The following is a 20,935-nucleotide window of genomic DNA, read 5'->3' as shown; positions in this document are numbered from 1 at the left end:
GACGTCGTCGGTCGCCGCCGGAGTCAGGTCAGTTCAGGGCAGGTGCGTGAGCGCCCGGGTGAGGAAGTCGCCCAGGGCGGCCGGCGACTCGATCGTCAGGTCGGCGGCGTTGGCCACCTCGTGTCCGGTCTCCGGGTTGGCCACGGCCACGCAGACGCCGAGGAAGTCCGGATCGGCGGCGGCACGAGCGCGCAGCGCGGCGAAGGCCTTGATGTCGGAGACGTCGTCGCCGAAGTACCAGGCACCGGTGGCGCCCTTGATCGCCTCGCCGATCACCATGCCCTTGTCCCGGTCGACCGGCGGCTTGAGCTCCAGCACCATCCGCCCGGCCTGCGAACGCAAGCCCAGACGGTCGGCCTGCGCCTGCCCCCACTGCTGCACGGTCGGGCCGAGTTGCGGCGCGGTACGCCAGTGCAGCGCTACCGAGAGCCGCTTGTACTCCACGAGCGTGCCGGGCGGCAGCTCCACCCGAGCCAGGTCGGCCAGCTCCTCCATGGTCGGCACCCAGGGCAGCGCGGCCGGTTCGGTGACGGTCTCCCCGCCGGAGTGGCTGTGCTCCAGCCCGTAGAGGCCGTAGAGGTCCACGCCAGCGAGCCCGCCGAGCTGATCCCGAAGGAACTCGACGGGTCGGGCGGAGACGATCGCGACCCGCTGCACGACCGGGGCGAGCGCCTCGATCGCGGCCAACGCCTTGGGAGCCGGGCGTACCGCTGTCGGATCGTCGTCGACGGGCGCGAGCGTGCCGTCGAAGTCGAAGAAGAGCACGGTCCCGGCCGCCCGGCTGGCTGTTATCTGCCAGGCCTGGTCGGCGTTCAACGGGGTTTTCGGCTGCTGATTGCCCAGATTCAACGGCGGCACGCGCGTCAGCGTACCCCGGCGATCCAGGCTCATTCCTGGCCGAGCGGACCCGTTTGGCGGTAGGCGATCAGCGTTCGGCGGCTCCTCGTCCGCGGCGGCCGAACGGCACCACCGCCGCCTCCTGGCCGTGGCTCAACAGGTAGCCCTCCACGAACCCGGTGTTGCGGTCGCCGGTGTGGTTCTCGATCTCGTTGAGTCGTGCCACCAGGAACTCGGTGAGCGCGCTGATTCGGTTGTTCAGACGCTCGTGCAGCTCGGCGACGACGGCCAGGACGACCGCGGTGCCGGCGGTGGTGAGCGCAAAGAGGTTGACGAGCAGCGGAAGCTGCCCGCCGTCGACCGCGAGGGTCACTGTGTTGCCGGTCGCCCACAGTGTCACCGACACCGTTGCGACCACGACTGCCAACCACTTCAGGGTCATGGACAGACCCCTCCTTCTGTCCCGCAGGGCTGGGTTCGGCCTTGTCCCGTCCCCCCGCCGATGACGAGCCCAAGCAGTACGAATAGGGACGCTAGCGTGCCCGTTCCAGCCCCGGAGGCAAACGAATGAACCTGACCAGGCGTTCTTTCGCTATCTGAGGAACTAGCCTGCCTGATTGCCCCTTTTTCGGACATCGACCGGCAACGTTGGGCGGTATGCGAGATATCTGATCGTTTCGCGGATGTGGAACTTCTCCGCGTCCGACACCTGGGGATCGACCAAACGGCGCAGCAGCGCCTCCACGTCGGGGTCCATCGGAGGGGCGGGCTGGCCGGTGCGGGGGCCGGCCGCGGTGCGGTCCCAACCGAGCGCGGCGAAGGCGGCAGCCGGGTTCAGCCCCAGGCCCTCGCAGAAGGCGACCACCCGCTCGGCCTCCGGGTCGCTGGCCCAGTCGCCCCGGACCCAGCGGTTGATGGTCTGCCGGGAGACGCCGGTGCGCCGGGACACCTCGGTGCCGCTCCAGGCTCGGGTCGCCCGTGCCTCGTCCAGGGCCCGCCGGACGAAGGTGGCGAAGGCGATCTTCCGCGCATTGGCCGTCTCGGTCACTCCGTGACGGTACGGCCAGCCGAGCGCGGGTGCGCGCCCCGGCTCGCCACTGTCACGCGGACGTGACGAGGGCTTCGGATTTCCGGTAAACGAGTCAGTGCCACTGTTGAGGGGTGTCACGCGGGCAGAATAGATGAACGTAGTGGTAAACGTAAGCGGACGAAAAGCTGATACTGTCACGCCCATGGGACAATCTACGGTGTGTCACGTGCATGAGACGATTGGTGCTCACATGCGTCACGCCCCCGGTGCCAGGGGGTCGTGGTGACCGAGCTCGCCACCCGCGCCCAGGCCTTCGGGCTGATCGCCGAGGGGGTCGCCGCAGGGCTGACCGCCCCCTGGCGCCTCTACCTGGCCCGAGGCTGCCGCTACCTGTCGCTGAGCGTCGGCGATCGCTCCGAGTGGAACGCCTGGCGTACCCATCTCGGCTGCCCGGAGCTGAGCGTCCGGGTCTACGACGCCGGCGGCGAGATCCGCCGTTCCTCGGTGGCCGAAGTCGTGCTGGACGGCTGCCGGATCAGCGTCGAGCTGGTCGAGGAGGTCAGCACCGACGACCTGGACCGGCTGCTCGTCGCCGACCCCACCACGATCGAGCCGGAGGAGCGATGACCTGGCGTCCCGGCTGGGCCGGAGCTGCCCGATGAGCCCGTTTCTCGCTGTGTTCCTCGTCCTGGTGCTCGGTGCCACCAGCTACGCGGCCGGCCGGCTGCACGGGCAGCTCAGCTACCGCATCGGCTACCGCTTCGGTTACCGGCAGGGCTACTTCGACGGTGACCGGGGCGCCTGGAACCGGCGTCGCCGGGACGCACAGGCGGCGATCGCCTCGGCCCTGTCGGTCTCGCCCGCGGGGGTGGTCCGCACCGCCGGTGCCGTCGCCCGCCCCGGCACCACCTACACCGGCTCGTCGTTCAGCGCGCCGGCCGCCCCGATCACCGGGCGGCACCCGACCGGCACGCTCGTTCGACGTACCGGTTGAGGTCGGTCGGCGGGTCACGCCCGCCGACCGCCGCCACGAACGCGGTGCGTCGTCCGCGGCGGACACGCACCGTCGGGGTCACGTCAGACCGGTGACGGTGGCCCCACCGGCCGGGATGCGCGCAGGGGGCATGCATCCCGGCCGGTTCCGCCGCGTTTGACGCCGGCCCCGCAGCTGGTACGAGCGTCGACGCGGCGCTGTTCATGAGCGCGTCTTGGGAGATCCACGTTCGGCCACTAGCCGGGAAGGTTCGGCGGGGCTAGCGTCTAGGCATGGCACGGGGTTCTCCCGAGCCAGCCGGTCCGCCCGGATCTGCGACCTCGCGCATGGGGTTCCGCATCCGACCCCGTGTCCCCGGGCACCGGAGGAGGCGGAACACGGGTGGCGGGTGCCCATCCGTCGGAGCAGGCCTGTGACGACTCGCCGTACCACCGCCGGTGCCGACCAGACCCCGGCCGCGACTGCCACGACCCGCCGCGCCACCAGGAGCCGCCGTTCGGCGGCCGCCGCGCCGGCCGACCCCAAGGAGCCACGACCAGCCGGCCAGGCCTTTGTCCTGGACACGTCGGTGCTGCTCTCCGATCCGGCGGCATTCCACCGGTTCGCGGAGCATGAGGTGGTGCTGCCTCTGGTGGTCATCACCGAGCTGGAAGGCAAGCGGCACCATCCGGAGCTGGGCTGGTTCGCCCGGCAGTCGCTGCGAATGCTCGACGACCTGCGGATCCGGCATGGCCGACTCGACCGCCCGGTGCCCGCCAACGACGTCGGCGGCACCCTGCGGGTGGAGCTCAACCACACCGACGACGGCGTGCTGCCGCCCGGGTTCCGCACCGAGAGCAACGACGCCCGGATCCTCTCCGTCGCGCTCAACCTCGCCGCCGAGGGTCGGGAGGTGACCCTGGTCAGCAAGGACATGCCGTTGCGGGTCAAGGCGGCCTCGGTGGGTCTGCGCGCCGACGAGTACCGCCACGGCCAGGCCAGCGACCCGACCTGGACCGGCATGTCGGAGATGGAGCTGAGCGAGGAGCAGATCGGCCAGTTGTACGCCGGCGAGACGCTCGACCTCGACGAGGCGGCCGGGCTGCCCTGCCACACCGGTCTGGTGCTGCACTCGGGGCGTGGTTCCGCGCTCGGTCGGGTGCTGCCGGACAAGTCGGTGCGTCTGGTCCGGGGCGACCGGGAGGCGTTCGGGCTGCACGGCCGTTCGGCCGAACAGCGGATCGCTCTCGATCTGCTGCTGGACGAGGCGATCGGGATCGTCTCGCTGGGCGGCCGGGCCGGCACCGGCAAGTCGGCGCTGGCGCTCTGCGCCGGGCTGGAAGCGGTGATGGAGCGCCGCCGGCACAAGAAGGTGATCGTGTTCCGCCCGCTGTACGCGGTCGGTGGCCAGGAGTTGGGCTACCTGCCGGGCTCGGAGTCGGAGAAGATGTCGCCGTGGGCCCAGGCGGTCTTCGACACGCTCGGCGCTGTGGTGCACGAGAACGTGCTGGAGGAGGTCACCTCGCGGGGCATCCTGGAGGTGTTGCCGCTGACCCACATCCGGGGGCGCAGCCTGCACGACGCCTACGTGATCGTGGACGAGGCCCAGTCGCTGGAGCGCGGTGTGCTGTTGACCGTGCTGTCCCGGATCGGGCAGGGCTCCCGGGTGGTGCTCACCCACGACGTGGCGCAGCGGGACAATCTGCGGGTCGGTCGGCATGACGGGGTGACGGCTGTCATCGAGGCGCTCAAGGGCCATCCGCTCTTCGCGCATGTCACCCTCAGCCGTTCGGAGCGCTCGCCGATCGCCGCGATGGTCACGGACCTTCTGGAGGACATCCCCATCTGACCCGGGGCTTATAGGGGCTTTTGTCCGCATTTTTTGTGTGGCACAGATCACAAAGGGCCTGGTTGGTTTCCCATCAGCCTCACTGTGCGCAATCGTGTCCCACGAGCGTCCCGAGACGGGCGACATCGGCGAAGGTCGGTGCGTCGGCGCGACCGGCAACCGGTCGGGGCGCTCGTGGCACGGCTGACGGCCCACCTGTGGCCTACCCCGCGCCACGTCCTTGCTCCCGACGAAGGGACCACTTCGTGAGTCGGCTGTGGAGCCGGTTGGGTGCCCGTACGGCTGCTGTGGCGCTGCTCTCCGTGGGCGTTGCCGGTGGCTTCTACCTGGGCGAAGACCGCGAAACCCAGCAACAGGGTCTGACCGAGCAGGTCAGTCTCGAGGTCGACCGGGCCGACCTCGCGTACCAACGCGAGCGGCAGGCCGCCCACCAGGTGCAGTTCTCCAAGCAACGGGCCGCCGAGTACCAGGCCAAGCTGCGGGCGAAGCAGGCCGCTAAGGAAGCCGCCGAGCGGGCCCGCCGGGCGGAGGCCGCCGCGGCGTCCCGCAAGCGCGAGCGCGCCGCCGCCAACGCGCCCGCCAAGCCGTACGACGGGCCGATCCCGGCGTCCTGCGCCGAGTACAGCGGCAACCGCAAGACCGGCTGCGCCCTGATGATCGCCAAGGGCTTCGGTATCGCCGAGTTCCCCTGCCTGGAGAAGCTCTGGACCAAGGAGAGCGGCTGGAACCACAAGGCCCGCAACTCCTCGTCCGGCGCGTACGGCATTCCCCAGGCGTACCCGGGCAACAAGATGAGCTCCGTGGCGTCCGACTGGCAGACCAACCCGGCAACCCAGATCACGTGGGGGCTGAACTACGTCAAGGGCAAGTACAAGACGCCCTGCGGCGCCTGGACCTACTTCCAGAACAACAACCACTACTGACGGCTTTCGAAGGCGGGGCAGGTGGCTCTCCACCGCCCCGCCTTCGCGCGTAATTCGGGCGGAACGTGAGTGGCGGTCGGCCGCTTTTGCTGATAGCAGTTGTGGAGTGACCCTGCACCCGTCAAGCGGCGACCCGTACCGGTTCGGCACCGAGGCGTTCTACGCCGCGCTCGGCCGGGCGTTCGTCGCCATGTGCGCGGTGGTCCCGTTCCTCTTTCTCATCGAGGCGGTCGACCAGGGCCTCGCGTTCGGCCTGGACGCCACCGCCGGCATCATCCCGCAACGCATCGACGGGTTGGACGGGGTCTTCTTCTCCCCGTTCCTGCACCACGGCTTCGACCACCTCTACAGCAACAGCATCCCGCTGATCCTGCTGGGCACGTTCGTCCTCGCCGCCGGCACCCGCCGGTTCCTCTGGTCGACCCTGGTCATCATCCTGGTCAGCGGGCTCGGCGTGTGGTTCACCGGTTCACCCAACTCGGTGGTGGTCGGCGCCAGCGGTGTCATCTTCGGCTACCTGGGCATCCTGCTCACCCGGGGCATCATCGAGCGCAGCTGGTGGAACTTCGCGGTCTTCCTCCTGGTGGGTCTGCTCTACGGCTGGCAGCTGGTCGGCATCCTCCCCACCGACGAGCGGATCTCCTGGCAGGGGCACCTGTTCGGCCTGCTCGGCGGGGTGGTGGCGGCGATCCTGTTCCGTCGGCGACGACCGGCCGTCGACGGCCCGGACTACTCGGGTTCCACGCTCAGCCTGCCCTGAGGCGATTCTCCGGCGCGCCTCTGGGACATGCTTGCCCGACCGTCGCCGCCCGCCTACGGTCGGGATCAGCACGCGTTGATCCGTAAGCGGAAAGCGACGGTACGCCATGCGCGAGGTCGATGTCGCCGTGATCGGGGCCGGTCCGGCCGGCCTCTTCGCCGCGTACTACGCCGGGTTCCGGGGGTTGTCGGTGGCGGTGATCGACGCCCTGCCCGAGCCGGGCGGCCAGGTCACCGCCATGTACCCGGAGAAGCTGATCCTCGACGTCGCTGGCTTCCCCGCGGTCAAGGGCCGCGACCTGGTGGCCAACCTGGTGGCCCAGGCAGCCCCGTTCGGTCCGCAGTACCTGCTCGGCACCCGGGCGGAGAAGCTCGCGTACGCCGACGGCCGCCCGGTGCTCGGCCTGGCCGGTGGCGAGCAGCTCGGCTGCGGCGCGGTCGTGGTCACCGGCGGGCTCGGCAGCTTCAGCCCTCGGCCGTTGCCGTGCGCCGACGGCGCCCCCGGCTCGGGGATCGTCTACTTCGTGACCGAGCCGACCGAGCTGACCGGTCGGGACGTGCTGATCGTCGGTGGCGGCGACTCCGCCTTCGACTGGGCGCTGGCCCTGCAACCACTGGCCCGGTCGGTGACCCTGGTGCACCGACGGGAGAAGTTCCGGGCTCACGCCTCGACGGTCGCCCGGGTGCTCTCCCTGCCGGTGCGGGTCGTGGTCAACGCCGAGGTCACCCGGCTGCTCGGGGACGGCACGGTGACCGGCGCCGAGGTGACCGTGCGCGGTGGCGAGACCGAGACGTTGCCGGTGGACACCGTGGTGGCCGCCCTCGGCTTCACCGCCGACCTGGGCCCCCTCGCCGAGTGGGGTCTACGGCTGGACCGCCGCCACATCCTGGTGGACAGCGCGATGGCCACCAACTTGCCCCGGGTCTTCGCGGCGGGCGACATCACCGAGTACCCGGGCAAGGTCCGGTTGATCGCCACCGGCTTCGGCGAGGCGGCGACGGCGGTCAACAACGCGGCGGTGGCCATCGACCCGAGCGCCCACCTCTTCCCCGGGCACTCCTCCGACGCCGGCTGACCGTCGGTATCGGACCCAGGCCGGCCTGAGTCCGGATCGAGACGGGTCGACCGGATCCTGATGGGATGACGGATTCCGCGACACCGCAGGACGGCGCACCCACCACGCTGTCCTGGTTCTGCCACCCCGCCACCCTGATCGCGCTGGTCCTGCTGCCGGTCAACGACCACGTGCTGAAGGCGGCCTTCCCCGGCCTGGTGACCGGCAAGCTGAGCGACGTCGCCGGCCTGGTGCTCGCCCCACCGCTGGTCGCGGTGCTGCTGACCCTCCTGGTGCCACGGCTGCCGGCCCGGTCCGCCGCGCTGGCCGGCCTGGTCGCGGTGGGCGCCGGGTTCGCGGTCGTCAAATCCAGCGGGTACGCCGCCGAACTCGCCTCCTCGGCCTGGACCGTGCTGGCCGGGCCGTCGCTGGTCCGGGCCGACTGGACCGACCTGCTCACCCTGCCGGCGCTCGGCCTGGCCTGGTGGAGTTGGACGCGAGCGCGTCGTCGCCCGGTGCGCCAACGGATCGCCCGGCTGGTCCGGCTGCTTGTGGTGCTGCCACCGGCAGTGTTGGCGGTGACCGCCACCAGTGCTGTCCACTACCCCTACGCGCTCGGCGCGACGTTGTTCGACGGCCGTCCGGCGATCTCGGTCGGCTCCGGCACCGACATCACTGCCTGGCCGGCGAGCGCCAGAGATGGCCGGTGGTCGATCCGTGACGGTGCGACCACCTGGCGACGGGCCAGCCTCGATGAGGAGCGGCTGCTGTCCAGCCAGGATCTTGATCAACGGCGGGCGTGCGTGCCGACCGAGCCTCAGCGGTGCTATCGGACGGTCGCCGACCACCTGCGGGTGGAGCAGAGCGACGACGCGGGCGCGACCTGGCAGGTGGCCTGGGAGGTGTCGGACGCGCGGCGTGAGGAGTTGGCCCGCCGCTCCGCGAACCCGGGAGACATCCGCCGGCACTTCGCCTCCCGCGAGCTGCTCGTCTTTCCCGCCCTCGGCGGAGGCCACGAGGTGCTGGTCGCGAACGGACGTGACGGCTTCCTGCACCGCCAGCCGGACGGCGAGTGGCAGCGGGAGGGCTTCCTGGGCGCCGAGTATCTCGGCTCGACGGAAGATCCGACGGCCCTGGAGGGCGGCGGACCGAGCCAACGTCAGCTGGATCTACTTCTCGCTGTCGCGCTCGCATTCACCCTCGGCTGCACGGTCACCGCGCTCGCCGGGCACCTGGCGATCCGCCGTGGTGACGGTCCGCGCTGGTGGGGGCTTGCCGGTGGCGCCTCAATGCTGTCCGCTGGGATCGTGCTGGCCGCGGTCTGGGAGCGCAACGACGACACCGGCACGTTCCTGGCCCTGCTGTTCGTCGTTGTGCCGCTGGGCGTCCTGACCGCGACCGCCTTGCTGGTCCGAGCGTCCTACCAGGGCGCACTGCGGCGATGGATCGGATGGGCGCTGACCGGGTTCCTGCTCACCGCGCTCCTGTCCGGGGTGCCACTCACCGGTTGGCTGTACGGCACTCCGCCGCAGACCCGGTTCGCTGTCGCGCTCGCCCTGTTGGGGACGGTGCCGGGAGTGTTGCTGGCAATCCGGATCGCCGGACTTGTCGACCCGGCCCGTGCGTTCGAGCGTCGGTACCCGCCGCGCCCGCCGTACCAGCCTTACCCTCCGGCGGCGCCTGACCCGCCGTACCCGTCGCAGCTGCCGCCGCGCTGAGGGGCCCGCGGGTGGGAGTCAGCGGCGGGCGGGTGGCGCCAGCGCGGCGATCAGCACGGCCACCATGGTCAGCGCTGCCCCGAGCAGGGTGTTCACACCGGGGTGCGAGGCCGCCGTGGGGAGGATCAGGTCCAGAAGGACGGCGCCCACGATCTGCCCGGCGATGGTGGCCAGGCCGAGCAGCAGCACACCGGTGAACCGCACGATCGCGGCGGCGATCGCGATGAACACGATGCCGATCGGGCCACCCAGGTAGAGCCACGGCTCGCTCGGCAGGTGGCCGCCGGGCCAGCCGCGTACGGCGATGTCGATCGCGAACGCGACGAGGAGGGTGACCGTGCCGACGGCGAAGTTGACGAGCGTGGCGGTCAACGCGCTGTCGGCCGCCGCCCGGACCCGGCCGTTGACGGCCTGCTGCCAGGCGATGCCCACCCCGGCGAGCAGCGGCAGCAGGGCCAGCGCCAGCGCGCCCGGGTCGCCGAGTCGATCGCCGACCGCGAGGCCGACCGCCAGCACGGTGAGCACCGCGCCGGCCAGCCGCTGCCGGGTGATCGGCTGCCTGCCGGTCGGCCCGATCCCGGCCCGGTCCACGGCGAGGCTGCTCCCGGTCTGGCCGGCGACCACCGCAACTGTGAAGACCGCCACGCCCAACGTGCCGATGGTGAGCCCCTGGGTGGCCACCAGGAACGCCCCGCACATCCCGCCGAGGCACTGCCACGGCCGCAGCGCGCCCGTCCGCAGGGCCCGGCGCGCGGCGACCAGCCCCCGCCGACCGCCGGGGGTCGCGGGCACCAGCACCAGCAGCACCAGCAGGCCGATGCCGAACGACACCACCGCTGCGGCGAAACCGTCGTCGAGGCGTACCCCCAGCTCGCCGTTGATGCGCGACTGCACCGCCACCGCGACCCCGGAGGCCGACGCCAGCGCGACGCCGCTGATCCGGCGGGCGGCCGACAGGGTCTGCGGGGTCGCCGTGTCGGCGGCTGTCACTCCTGCTCGGCCAGCGGACGACCATCGAAGTCGACAGCCGAGTAGAGCGCCAGCTTCTCCAGCCGGTGATATGAGTCGATCACCCGGATCGTGCCGCTCTTCGAGCGCATCACGATCGACTGGGTGTACGCGCCGCCCGCCCGGTAGCGCACTCCGCGCAGCAGGTCACCGGAGGTGACCCCGGTCGCCACGAAGAAGCAGTTGTCGCCCGTGACAAGATCATCGGTGCCCAGCACCCGGTCCAGGTCGTGGCCGGCGGCGATCGCCTTCTCCCGCTCCTGCTCGTCGCGCGGCCAGAGCTTGGCCTGCATCGCACCGCCCATGCACTTCAACGCGCACGCGGAGATGATGCCCTCCGGGGTGCCGCCGATGCCCATCAGCACGTCGACGTCCGACTCGCCCCGGGCCGCCGCGATGGAGCCCGCGATGTCGCCGTCGGAGATGAACCGGATCCCCGCCCCGGTCCGGCGGATCTGCGCGACCAGGTCGTCGTGGCGGCTCCGGTCCAGCACGCAGACGGTCACCTCGGAGACGTCGGTGCCCTTGACCTTGGCGATCCGGCGCAGGTTCTCCGCCACACCGGCGTTGATGTCGATCACGTCGGCGTACGCCGGCCCGACGGCGAGCTTCTCCATGTAGAACACGGCGCTGGGGTCGAACATCGCACCGCGCTCGGAGACGGCGAGCACCGCCACGGCGTTCGGCATGCCCTTGCTCATCAGGGTGGTGCCGTCCACCGGGTCGACGGCGACGTCCACCTCCGGGCCCGTGCCGTCGCCGACGTGTTCGCCGTTGAAGAGCATCGGGGCGTTGTCCTTCTCGCCCTCGCCGATCACCACCACACCGCGCATCTGGATCGAGTTGATCAGCTTGCGCATCGCGTCGACAGCGGCCCCGTCGCCGCCCTCCTTGTCGCCCCGACCGACCCACCGGCCGGCGGCCATCGCCGCGGCCTCGGTGACCCGGACGAGGTCGAGGGCAAGGTTTCGGTCGAGGTCCTGTGGGATCCGCGTCCTGGTGTTCGTCATGACGGCTACTCCTCCTCGCGACGGTGCGGGGACGACCGGCGGCGGGGAGGCCCCCACTGCCGGCTTTGTCGCTGATCCTCACACGATGGCCGACCGGGCGTCGGCGCGGGGCGGTGATGGCCCGGATACCGCCGGTCGGGCGGCTGCGAAGATAGCGGGGTGGAACCAGCACAGCCAGCCGACCGCGTACCCGCCGACCGCACGCCGCCCGACGGTCAGCCGCCGGCCGACGTCCCCGCCGGCCACGGTGGCGAGTCCGCCGCGACCGACCCGACCCCACCGCCGCCGGTGGTGGCCGGCAAGTCCGAGCGATCGCCGAAGGACATGGCGATCTCGCTGCTGGTGCTGCTCGTCCCGATCGCGCTCCTGCTGGCGTTCTACCGGGGATTCCTCGGCGGTGACCAGGCCACGACCGTCGATCCGGCGCCCGCCATCGAGCAGGCCCGGTCGGCGAACGTCTTTCCGGTGAGCCAGCCGCAGGGGCTCGGCTCCGACTGGACGACGGTCAGTGCCCGCTACCAGACCGTCGAGGGCGGTGCGAACCTGCGACTCGGCTACCTCACCCCGGAGGGGAGGGGCGTCCAGCTGCTGCAGAGCAGCGTCCCGGCGGATCGTCTGCTCCCCGCCGAGCTGACCAGTCAGGGCCAGCCGCAGGGCCCCACCGAGCTGGCCGGGCGCACCTGGCAGCTCTACACGGCCCGGGGAAACCAGCAGGCCCTGGTCCTGCTGGAGCCGACCCGCACGGTGATCGTCATCGGCGACGCCCGAGACAACGAACTCCGCGAACTGGCCGGCTCGCTGCGCTGACCGGACCCGGTGATCGGTGGTCCCCTCGCGCCAAATCTGGGCAACCAGGCCGAAGTGTGATTGTCCGACGCGTCGACAGGGAAGAAGGAAGGGGTGATCCGGGCGCACTGCTCGGCCCGGATCGCGCGACGCAGCCGACGGTGCTGCTGCGTCGCCCGGTTTCCGGCGCCGTCCAGGTCGTCGGGTGACCCCCTTGGGAGACACGTATGACTGTTCGACGACTCGGCGCCGGCCTGGTAGCCGCCGCTCTGATCACGCCCGCCCTGGCCGCCTGCGCCAGCGGAACCGGCACCGCCGGATCGACGCCGTCGCCGACGGTGACCGCGTCCGGCACGGCGAGCCCGTCCGGCGCCCCGGTGGCGGGCGACGCCAAGCAGGCCCTGCTCGACTCCACCAAGGAGATCAGCAACGGGAACTTCCGGTTCACTCTCGCGGGTGCCGGCTCGACGGCGGAGGGGCTGGTGCACCAGCCGAGCCAGAGCGCGGCGATGAAGGTCGCGATCGGTGGCCCCTCGTCCGACCTGGCGATGAAGCTCGACGTGATCCACTTCAAGCCGGACAGCTGGGTCAAGCTGGAGCTGACCGGCCCGACCGCCGACAGCCTGCCCGCCATCAAGCAGCTCAACCTCGGCAAGTACCAGCACCTGGACCAGAACCGGATCAAGGGCAACCGCAGCCTCGGCTTCGACTTCGAGAAGGTCGACCCGGCCGGCAGCGCGGTGCTCACCCAGGGCATCACCGAGGTCCGCAGCACCGGCACCGGCGCGTACGCCGGCACCATCGACGTCACCAAGGCCGCCGAGGCGGGCTCGTTGAACGCCGCCACGATCGCCGCGCTGGGCACCCAGGCGAAGACCGTCCCGTTCACCGCGAAGGTGGACCCGCAGGGCCGTCTGAGCGAGCTGGTGCTGCAGCTGCCGGCCGCCGGGCAGACCGCCGCCCAGGAGGTCAAGATGACGTACTCCGACTACGGTGCCGCCACCGCCGCGCAGAAGCCGCCGGCGGACCAGGTCGTCGAGGCGCCAGCCGAGCTGTACAGCCTGTTCAACTGACGTACCCGGGTGGGGCGGCTCCGGCCGCCCCACCCGGCGGTTCCAGTCTCAGGAAGCGGGCTCCTGGCGCGCGGCGTCGATCCGCACCCGCGCACCGTCCAGCCAGCGTTGACAGATCACCGCCAGCGCCTCGCCGCGCTCCCAGAGCGCCAGCGACTCCTCCAGGGACGTGCCGCCGGCCTCCAACCGCTCCACCACCGAGGCCAGCTCGGCGCGGGCCTGCTCGTAACTGAGCCGCTCGTCCGGCCCGGCCTTCGTGTCGTCAGTCATCGCGTTCATCTCAGCACACCACTCCCCGCCGCGCCGCGTCGCCACTCAGCCATCGACAGTCGCGGCCAGCTCGCCGTCGGCCAGTCGTACCCGCAGCGGGTCGCCCTTGCCGACCTCCGCCGCCGCGCGGACCACATGGCCGTCCGCGCGCTGCACGATCGCGTACCCCCGATCGAGGGTGGCGGCGGGGGAGAGGGCGCGCAGCCGCGCGAGGGTGTGCCGCAGGTCGTCCTCGGCGGCGGTGAGCCGATGCTCCAGGCAGCGGCCGGCCCGCTGACGCAACGCGGTCAGCTCGGTCGCCCGATGCTCCACCATCACCTGGGGCCGGGCCAGCACCGGCCGGGAACGCAGCCCGTCGAGCCGGTGCGTCTCCCGGTCGACCAGGTTGCGCACCGCACGTTCGAGGCGGTGCCGGGCCTGACCGATGAGGCGTACCTCCTCGGTGAGGTCGGGAACTACCCGCTTCGCCGCGTCGGTAGGTGTGGAGGCGCGGACGTCGGCGACGTAGTCGATCAGTGGCGCGTCCGTCTCGTGGCCGATCGCGCTGACCACCGGCGTACGACAGCCGAACACCGCGCGGCAGAGCGCCTCGTCGGAGAAGGGCAGCAGGTCCTCGATGCCGCCGCCGCCCCGGGCGATGATGATCACGTCGATGCTCGGGTCGGCGTCCAGCACCTTGAGCGCGTCGACGATCTGCGGCACCGCGGACGGGCCCTGCACCGCCACGTTGACCGTCCGGAACTCCACCGCCGGCCAGCGTCGTCGGGCGTTGGTCAGCACGTCCCGTTCCGCCGCCGACGCGCGACCGGTGATCAGCCCGATCCGGCCGGGTAGGAACGGCAGTCGACGCTTGCGGGCACGGTCGAAGAGCCCTTCGGCGGCGAGCAGCTTCTTGAGCTTCTCCAGTCGGGCCAGCAACTCCCCGAGCCCCACCTGGCGAATCTCGTCGGCCCGCAGGCTCAGCGTGCCCCGGGCGGCGTAGAACTCCGGTTTGGCGTGCAGCACCACGCGGGCACCCTCGCGCAGCTCCGGCGCGCCGGTGTCCAGGACGTCCCGGTTGGTGGTGACGGTCAGGCTCAGGTCGGCCGACGGGTCACGCAGGGTGAGGAAGACCGTGCTGGCCCCGGGGCGACGGCTGATCTGGGCCACCTGCCCGTCCACCCACACCCAGCCCAGCTTGGCGATCCAGGCCCCCACCTTCTGGCTGACCACCCGTACCGGCCAAGGCTCCTCAGCGCTGCTGGCCCCGCTGCTGCCCCCGCTGCTGCCCACCCGTGCCCCACCCTCGGTCACCCGCCCACCCCCGGTCACCCGCCCACCCTACGGACCCTCCCCACGGACCTCCCCCCACCTGGCCCGTCGATCATGAAGTTATTGCCCTCCGCGTCGGCGTGTCGGAGCAATAACTTCATGATCAACGCAAAGGAGGTCGGGGGGTTGTGGGCGGTGGCGGGTGGTGGGGTGGCACGTACGATGGGGTGGTGACTGAGGCTCAGGCGACTCACCGGACCGGCAAGCGCGTGCTCCTGGCCAAGCCCCGCGGCTACTGCGCGGGTGTCGACCGCGCGGTGCAGACCGTGGAGGAGGCGCTGAAGCTCTACGGCGCCCCGATCTACGTGCGCAAGCAGATCGTGCACAACAAGCACGTGGTGCAGACCCTGGAGGCCCTGGGCGCGATCTTCGTGGAGGAGAACGAGGAGGTGCCGGAGGGCGCCACCGTCATCTTCTCCGCGCACGGGGTGGCGCCGGAGGTCTACGAGCAGGCCAAGGAGCGTTCGCTGAAGGCGATCGACGCGACCTGTCCGCTGGTCACCAAGGTGCACCACGAGGCGCGACGCTTCGCGGCCGAGGACTACGACATCCTGCTCATCGGCCACGAGGGGCACGAAGAGGTCATCGGCACCGCCGGTGAGGCCCCCGCGCACATCCAGCTGGTGGACGGCCCGGACGGCGCCGACAAGATCACCGTACGTGATCCGGAGAAGGTGGTCTGGCTCTCCCAGACCACGCTCTCGGTCGACGAGACGCTGGAGACGGTGGCCCGGCTCAAGCAGCGGCTGCCGCTGTTGCAGTCCCCGCCGAGCGACGACATCTGCTACGCCACCTCCAACCGGCAGCACGTGGTCAAGGAGATCGCCGCCGACTGTGACGTGGTGATCGTGGTCGGCTCCACGAACTCCTCCAACTCGGTCCGCCTGGTCGAGGTCGCCCTGGACGCCGGCGCCCGCGCCGGTCACCTGGTCGACTTCGCGCACGAGATCGACGACGGCTGGCTGGAGGGGGCCACGACGGTCGGCCTGACCTCGGGCGCGAGCGTCCCGGACGACCTGGTCCAGGAGGTGCTGGTCCACCTCGCCGCGCGCGGCTTCGCCGACGTCGAGGAGATCACTACCGCCAACGAGCGGCTCACGTTCTCGCTTCCGCAGGAGCTGAAGCGGGACATGAAGGCCGCCGCGGCGCGCGGTTGAGCACGGGAACGAACCGCTGTCGGCGTACGTCAGATTCGGCATGAGGACTCTTCGGCTCGCCGTACCCGCGTTGGCCCTCTGCGTGGCGCTGAGCGCCTGCGGCAGCCAGGGTGGCGGGGGCGGCACACCCACCCCGACACCGACGGGAGCCCAGCCGGTGACCAGCCAGCCCACGCCCGACCCGAGCACCTCGCCGGAGACCATCGCCCCCACCACGCCGTCCGGGGTGAAGTCTCCGAAGCCGGGCGGTCCGAGCACGCCGCCGGGCGTCGGGGCCACCACCCTGAGCGGCACCCTGCAGGGCGGCGTTGAGCCCAACTGCGTACTGCTCGACGGTTACCTGCTGCTCGGCGGCCCGCGTGACGTGCTGAGGCCGGGCGCGCGGGTCGAGGTCACCGGTCGGGTGGAGCCCGGCATGATGTCCACCTGCCAGCAGGGCACCCCGTTCGTCGTCACGGCCGCCCACCGGTCCTGACCATTCACCCCTGACACGCGGGAGCCCGCCCCCGGACGTGGGGACGGGCTCCTGCCTGTTACGAGCGGATCAGTTGACGGCCCCGATGGTCACGTTGCCGCGACCCACGATCGCGCCCTCGGTGGTGACGATCGCCAGTTCACCGGAGAGCTGACGCCCGTCGGCCGGAACGGCCACCGCGGTCACCGTGCCGGTGATGGTGGCCGACTCGCCGTGCATCAGCGGCACCGCGACGGCCGGAGCGGTGATCGTGCCCAGCGACGCTGACGCGAACGCGTCGTAGTAGTCGTAGGCGGTGCTGGTCCCCGGCCCGTCGACCCCGTACGGCTCCACCACGACGCGGTAGGTGCCGGCGGGCGGGTTGGTCAGCGTGACCGCCTCCTCCGAGTCGCCATCCGCGGCCCGACCGACCTCGGTGGTGCCCCGGTAGACGAACAGGTCCAGGTCGGCGCCCGCGTTGGCGGGGTTGCCGATCCGGGCGGTGAACGTCGACGTACCCTCCGGAATCTCCACGGTCCACTCCTGGTTGGGGCCGCCCTCGGTGATGGTCGGACGCTCGGTGCGCACACCGGTCAGCGCGCCGCTGCGGCCGCTGATCGAGACCGGGCCGAATGCGTTGGTGACCTTCCAGCTCACCGGGGTCGGCTCGCCGGCCTCGACACTGGGCAGCTCGACCAGCGCGGGCTCGACCGTCAGACCCTGCACCCGTGCCTGGAGCTTGAACGGGTTGTTCAGAGCCGGGGACGTCCGCCGCGACTCCACCTCGATCTCCCAGACCCCGGGAAGCGGGTTCTGGTAGTCACGCTCCTGCGGCTTGCAGACGTTGACGTCGGAGAAGTTGGTGTAGCAGACGGTGCTGGTGGTGGCCTCCACCGGCACACCCAACGGGTTGATCGCGATGAACCGGGTCTGCGAACCGGTGGCGATCCCGGAGAGGTTCACCTGGAGGGCCTTGGCGCCCTCCGGCACGGTGACGAAGTACGACGTGAAGCCGTTCCGGTCGACCGAGCCCTCGTTGGTGTACGAGAAGGTGGGCTTCTTGACGTCGTTCGAGGCCACCACCACCGTGGACACCTCGAAGTCGACAACGTTGGTGGCCGGATCGTCGATCCGCACGATCGCGCCGTGCGCGCCCTCGGTGGCCGGCTTGGCTGTGACGTTGATGGTGACGGCCTTGTTGAGCGGCAACGCGACGGTCTTCGGTGCCTTGAAGGTGCCGTCGCTGCCCTGGAGCGTGACGTCGTGCTTGATGGTGCCGGCCGGGCCGCTGGTGCGGGTGAGCTTGACCGGGTAGGTCTTGCTCTGGCCGACCTTGTGGCCGCCCTCGGCCGAGGTGCAGCGGTTGTAGACGCCGGTGCCCCGACCCGGGTTCGGCACGAACTTCACACCGTTCCAGATGGTCAGCTGCTCCGACAGGGGGCTGCAGACCGGCGCGTCCGAGACGTACGACCGGGTCTCGACGCCCTGGCGCAGCAGCTGCCAGGCGCCCGGCACGTTGACCATGCCGTAGCCCTGGGCGTACGTCGGCACGTCCGCGATCGGCTTGGCGGAGCTGAACAGTGCCCGCCGCAGTGCCGCCGGGCTGACGCCCCGGTCGGTGGCCTTGGCGGCCGACAGCAGCAACGCGCCCGCGCCGGCGGTCTGCGGGGACGCCATCGAGGTGCCGTTCAGCATCGCGTAGCCCGGGGGCAGCGCGTATCCGGCCTCGGGGACCGGGGCGCCGAGCTGCCAGGTCGGTGCCGTGGAGATGGCCGAGCCGGGGGCGGCGATGTTCGGCTTGAAGCCGCCGTCCTCGCGCGGGCCACGGGAGGAGAAGTTGAACAGGGCGTTCTTCTTCTTGACGACCGAGCCGTAGTTGGCCAGCCAGGTGTCCTTGCTGATGTTGGCGGCGACGCTGATCACGTTGCTGGCGACGGACGGGTCGCCGACGGTGTTGAGACCCGGGCCGGAGTTGCCGGCCGAGATGACCAACTGCACGCCGTACGTCTCGATCAGTTCGTTGTAGAGGTTCGTCCTCGCGTTGTTGCCGTCGTTCAGGCCCGGAAGGCCACCGATCGACATGTTGACGATGTCGACGCCACGGTTGGCCACCAGGTCGATCATGCCGGTGGTGAGGGCCGCCGCGGTGCAGCCGCCGCCCCAGGAGCAGGCGCGGGCGGAGACCAGCTTGGCGCCGGGTGCGGCACCGTCGAAGGCCCCGTTGCCGAGCATGTCGTTGGCGGCGGTGATGCCGGCGACGTGGGTGCCGTGGGTGCTCTCGACGATGCCGATGTTGACGTAGTCGTAGGTGCCCGGCAGCCCGATCGGCGTGGTGTTCACGTTCTTGCGGAACTCGACGACGAAGGGCTGCCGCTCGGCGACCGGCGTCGCCGCGTTGTCGGTGCCGAAGTAGCCGATGTCGTACTTCTCCTTGTACGGCCGCATGATCGGGTCGTCGGTGAAGTTGAGGTTCTGGTTGGTGTCAACCCGGATGTTGTTGGTGGCCGGGTCGTAGAGCACACCCCAGGTGTCGGTGACGTCGCCGTCGCGGTTGACGTCACCGCGGGCGTCGCTCGCGGTGGTGACGGACTCGCTGAACAGGTTGAACCGGTACGTCCCGGCCGGCGCCGTCCAGGTGCCGCCGGCGATCGCGAACGACGGGCCGGCGACCTCGGCCTGCATCCGCCGCCACGTGTTGTCCTCCAGCGGATCGGTCGCGGTGACCCAGTCGACGATCTTGCGCTCGCCGGTGGTGGTCAGCTGCAACGCCGGGTGGGCCAGGTCCACACCGGAGTCCATGATGCCGATCGTGACGCCCCGGCCGTCCCACTCCGGGTGGGCCGCGGTGAACGCCACCGCGCCGGTCTCGTTCGTCGGCATGTAGGGGTTGTCGACCTGGGTGGTCTCTCCCGGCGCTGCGACGGTCGCCTGCCGCGCGCCAGCGGTGCCGGCGGGGGTGCGTTCCGGGGCCGGATCCGGCAGTTGGATGACCTCGTCCAGGTCGACGGCCGAGACGCCGGGCAGTCGCGCCGCCTTGAGGACCCGGTCGGTCGGGACCTTGGCCAGCACGAAGCCGACCCGATCCTGCCGCTGGCTGACGGTGCCGCCGAGCTTGGTGAGGCTGTCGGCCACGTCCTCCGCCGCACCGCTCGCGGTGGCCACGATCAGGGTGACGGTCGGGGCCTTCTTGGCGCGGGCTTCACTGAGCAGTTTGGCGTCGTGCGCGCCCAGCGTCTCGGCGGCGGTGGCCGGGGAAGTGTCCGCTGTGGTCGTTGGAGCGGCGGCCGCTGTGGCGGCACCACCCATGGCGGTCACGGCGCTCGCCGCCAGGACCGATGCGAAGAGCGCGGCTGAGGTGCGCCTGCTCAGGTTTGGGAGTCTGCTCACGTTCTCTTTTCCTCCAGAGAACAGGGCCCTCAGAGAAGGGCGCTCGGGTGAGCAGAATCTTTCGGGGTGTCGGCGAGCACTGTCACTAGTGGCCAGTTCCTTGTGACCACTTCGTGATATGCAGGCATACGCACTGTCACATAGATGGCTAGCGGGCCGAGACCTCGTCGGTCGGATCGACCAGCTCGGGTGCCTGCGGCTGCCGGGGCGTCAACTCGACCTGGGCCGGCGTTGCCAACTCGTCGCCCGAGACGCCCAACTCGGCGAGCTTGCGGGCGCTGACCAGCACCCGGGCCTCCAGCGAGCCGACCGCCCGGTTGTAGGCGGTCACCGCACCGGCCAGCGAGGACCCGAGCTTGCCCACGTGGTCGCCCAGGGTGGAGAGTCGGCCGTACAGCTCCCGGGCGAGGGTGTGCACGGCGAGCGCGTTGCGGGCCAGTGCCTCCTGCCGCCAGGAGTAGGCGACAGTGCGGAGCAGGGCGACGAGCGTGGCCGGCGTGGCGAGCACCACGTTGCGGGTGAAGGCGTGCTCCAGCAGCGTCGGGTCTCGCTGGAGCGCGACGTCGAGGAACGGGTCGGCGGGGACGAACAGCACCACGAACTCGGGTGAGTTGTCGAACGCCGACCAGTACGACTTGGCGGCCAGGGCGTCGACGTGCCCCCGCAGGTGCCGCGCGTGCGCGTCGAGGTGGGTGTCCCGGCCGCGTTCGTCGCGGGCCTCCATGGCTGTCAGGTACGCGTCGAACGGTGCCTTGGCGTCCACCACCACCGAGCGACCGCCGTGCAGTCGGACCACCAGATCCGGTCGGACGACCTGCTGGTCGGTGGCGGCGGTGACCTGCTCGGAGAAGTCGCAGTGCTCCAGCATGCCGGCAGCCTCGACGATTCGGCGCAGCTGGTGCTCGCCCCAGCGGCCCCGCACCTGCGGTGCGCGCAGCGCCGCCACCAACTGTTTGGTCTCGGTGCGCAGCTCCCCGGAGACCGCGTTCATCGAGCGGACCTGCTCACGCAGCTCGGCGTACGCGTCGACGCGGTCGTGCTCCAGCTCGGCCACCCGCTGCTCGTAGCGGCGCAGGGTGTCGTGCAGCGGCGCGACCGCCCGGGCCACCGCCTCCTGGGACTGCGCGGTGGCCTCGTAGCTCAACGCCCGCATGGACTGCTCCAGCCGACCCTCGCCCTCCCGGGTGGCGGCCAGGGTGGCATCCAGGCGGGCGATGTCGGCCGCCGAGCGGGATCGGGCCGCGAGCCAGCCCACCGCCCCGCCGGCGCCGAGGCACACGATCACCAGGAGCAGCGTCGAGACGTCCATCACCGGAGCTTGCCAGACGGATACGA

20 protein-coding genes are annotated in these 20,935 nt (G+C 71.1%); 11 read left to right on the top strand and 9 right to left on the bottom strand.

All coding sequences use genetic code 11. The features are described from left to right. Positions 1–33 precede the first annotated feature (33 nt). From otsB to IW248_RS20980, 3 genes are all read right to left on the bottom strand, one after another. On the bottom strand, positions 34–858 hold the full coding sequence (otsB, locus tag IW248_RS20990; RefSeq protein WP_196928355.1) for a trehalose-phosphatase: 825 nt from the start codon (positions 856–858) through the stop codon (positions 34–36). 67 nt (positions 859–925) lie between these two features. Continuing rightward, entirely contained in the window at positions 926–1,279 is a 354-nt protein-coding gene (locus IW248_RS20985; RefSeq protein ID WP_124819583.1) for a hypothetical protein, read from the bottom strand. A 162-nt stretch (positions 1,280–1,441) separates the two neighbouring features. Then, entirely contained in the window at positions 1,442–1,885 is a 444-nt protein-coding gene (locus IW248_RS20980) for an XRE family transcriptional regulator (RefSeq protein ID WP_124819581.1), read from the bottom strand. 264 nt (positions 1,886–2,149) lie between these two features. Here IW248_RS20980 and IW248_RS20975 point away from each other — a divergent pair, with 264 nt between their 5' ends. From IW248_RS20975 to IW248_RS20945, 7 genes are all read left to right on the top strand, one after another. Continuing rightward, positions 2,150–2,494: a hypothetical protein gene (locus IW248_RS20975; protein WP_124819580.1), complete on the top strand. Its 345-nt coding sequence runs from the start codon at positions 2,150–2,152 to the stop codon at positions 2,492–2,494. 31 nt (positions 2,495–2,525) lie between these two features. After that, positions 2,526–2,861, top strand: coding sequence for a hypothetical protein (locus IW248_RS20970; RefSeq protein WP_030486712.1), 336 nt, complete (start codon positions 2,526–2,528; stop codon positions 2,859–2,861). Between the two features lie 412 nt (positions 2,862–3,273). After that, a complete protein-coding gene (phoH2, locus tag IW248_RS20965; RefSeq protein ID WP_124819577.1) occupies positions 3,274–4,689 on the top strand; it encodes an RNA 5'-3' helicase PhoH2 in 1,416 nt (471 codons plus the stop codon). 245 nt (positions 4,690–4,934) lie between these two features. Continuing rightward, positions 4,935–5,612, top strand: coding sequence for an aggregation-promoting factor C-terminal-like domain-containing protein (locus IW248_RS20960; protein ID WP_124819575.1), 678 nt, complete (start codon positions 4,935–4,937; stop codon positions 5,610–5,612). A gap of 106 nt (positions 5,613–5,718) precedes the next feature. Next, complete coding sequence (locus tag IW248_RS20955; protein ID WP_124819572.1) at positions 5,719–6,372, top strand: rhomboid family intramembrane serine protease; 654 nt, start codon at positions 5,719–5,721, stop codon at positions 6,370–6,372. 106 nt (positions 6,373–6,478) lie between these two features. Then, on the top strand, positions 6,479–7,447 hold the full coding sequence (locus IW248_RS20950; protein ID WP_124819570.1) for an NAD(P)/FAD-dependent oxidoreductase: 969 nt from the start codon (positions 6,479–6,481) through the stop codon (positions 7,445–7,447). 65 nt (positions 7,448–7,512) lie between these two features. After that, on the top strand, positions 7,513–9,144 hold the full coding sequence (locus IW248_RS20945) for a hypothetical protein (RefSeq protein WP_196928354.1): 1,632 nt from the start codon (positions 7,513–7,515) through the stop codon (positions 9,142–9,144). An 18-nt stretch (positions 9,145–9,162) separates the two neighbouring features. On the opposite strand, the gene IW248_RS20940 is transcribed toward IW248_RS20945, so the two are convergent. Further along, a complete protein-coding gene (locus IW248_RS20940; protein ID WP_307788111.1) occupies positions 9,163–10,134 on the bottom strand; it encodes a DMT family transporter in 972 nt (323 codons plus the stop codon). Next, positions 10,131–11,162, bottom strand: a complete 1,032-nt coding sequence (glpX, locus tag IW248_RS20935) for a class II fructose-bisphosphatase (RefSeq protein ID WP_091394313.1) — start codon at positions 11,160–11,162, stop codon at positions 10,131–10,133. The genes IW248_RS20940 and glpX overlap by 4 nt, the downstream gene beginning before the upstream one ends. Positions 11,163–11,321: 159 nt before the next feature. Between glpX and IW248_RS20930 the strand changes: the two genes are divergently transcribed. Together IW248_RS20930 and IW248_RS20925 are read left to right on the top strand one after the other, a co-directional pair. After that, a complete protein-coding gene (locus IW248_RS20930; RefSeq protein ID WP_196928353.1) occupies positions 11,322–11,969 on the top strand; it encodes a DUF4245 domain-containing protein in 648 nt (215 codons plus the stop codon). Positions 11,970–12,175: 206 nt separating this feature from the next. Further along, on the top strand, positions 12,176–13,021 hold the full coding sequence (locus IW248_RS20925; RefSeq protein ID WP_124819564.1) for a hypothetical protein: 846 nt from the start codon (positions 12,176–12,178) through the stop codon (positions 13,019–13,021). Between the two features lie 48 nt (positions 13,022–13,069). Here IW248_RS20925 and IW248_RS20920 read toward each other — a convergent pair whose 3' ends face one another. Continuing rightward, positions 13,070–13,291 (bottom strand): exodeoxyribonuclease VII small subunit, encoded by a 222-nt coding sequence (locus IW248_RS20920; protein ID WP_196928352.1) that lies wholly within the window; start codon positions 13,289–13,291, stop codon positions 13,070–13,072. A 45-nt stretch (positions 13,292–13,336) separates the two neighbouring features. Beyond that, complete coding sequence (gene xseA / locus IW248_RS20915) at positions 13,337–14,563, bottom strand: exodeoxyribonuclease VII large subunit (protein ID WP_196930294.1); 1,227 nt, start codon at positions 14,561–14,563, stop codon at positions 13,337–13,339. Positions 14,564–14,772: 209 nt separating this feature from the next. On the opposite strand from xseA, the gene IW248_RS20910 reads away from it, so the two are divergent. Both IW248_RS20910 and IW248_RS20905 read left to right on the top strand, forming a co-directional pair. Then, positions 14,773–15,759, top strand: a complete 987-nt coding sequence (locus tag IW248_RS20910; RefSeq protein WP_196928351.1) for a 4-hydroxy-3-methylbut-2-enyl diphosphate reductase — start codon at positions 14,773–14,775, stop codon at positions 15,757–15,759. A gap of 40 nt (positions 15,760–15,799) precedes the next feature. Then, positions 15,800–16,234 carry a hypothetical protein gene (locus IW248_RS20905; protein WP_196928350.1) on the top strand — a complete coding sequence of 145 codons (435 nt, stop codon included), beginning with the start codon at positions 15,800–15,802 and terminating at the stop codon, positions 16,232–16,234. A gap of 69 nt (positions 16,235–16,303) precedes the next feature. On the opposite strand, the gene IW248_RS20900 is transcribed toward IW248_RS20905, so the two are convergent. Then, positions 16,304–19,600: a S8 family serine peptidase gene (locus tag IW248_RS20900; RefSeq protein ID WP_196928349.1), complete on the bottom strand. Its 3,297-nt coding sequence runs from the start codon at positions 19,598–19,600 to the stop codon at positions 16,304–16,306. A 148-nt stretch (positions 19,601–19,748) separates the two neighbouring features. Next, positions 19,749–20,909 carry a DNA recombination protein RmuC gene (locus tag IW248_RS20895; protein ID WP_196928348.1) on the bottom strand — a complete coding sequence of 387 codons (1,161 nt, stop codon included), beginning with the start codon at positions 20,907–20,909 and terminating at the stop codon, positions 19,749–19,751. Between the last annotated feature and the right edge of the window lie 26 nt (positions 20,910–20,935).

The organism is Micromonospora ureilytica, from assembly GCF_015751765.1.
GTDB classification, from domain to species: domain Bacteria; phylum Actinomycetota; class Actinomycetes; order Mycobacteriales; family Micromonosporaceae; genus Micromonospora; species Micromonospora ureilytica.
The sequence above is the reverse complement of the archived record's forward strand: the minus strand, read 5'-3'. Positions and strand labels throughout refer to the sequence as shown.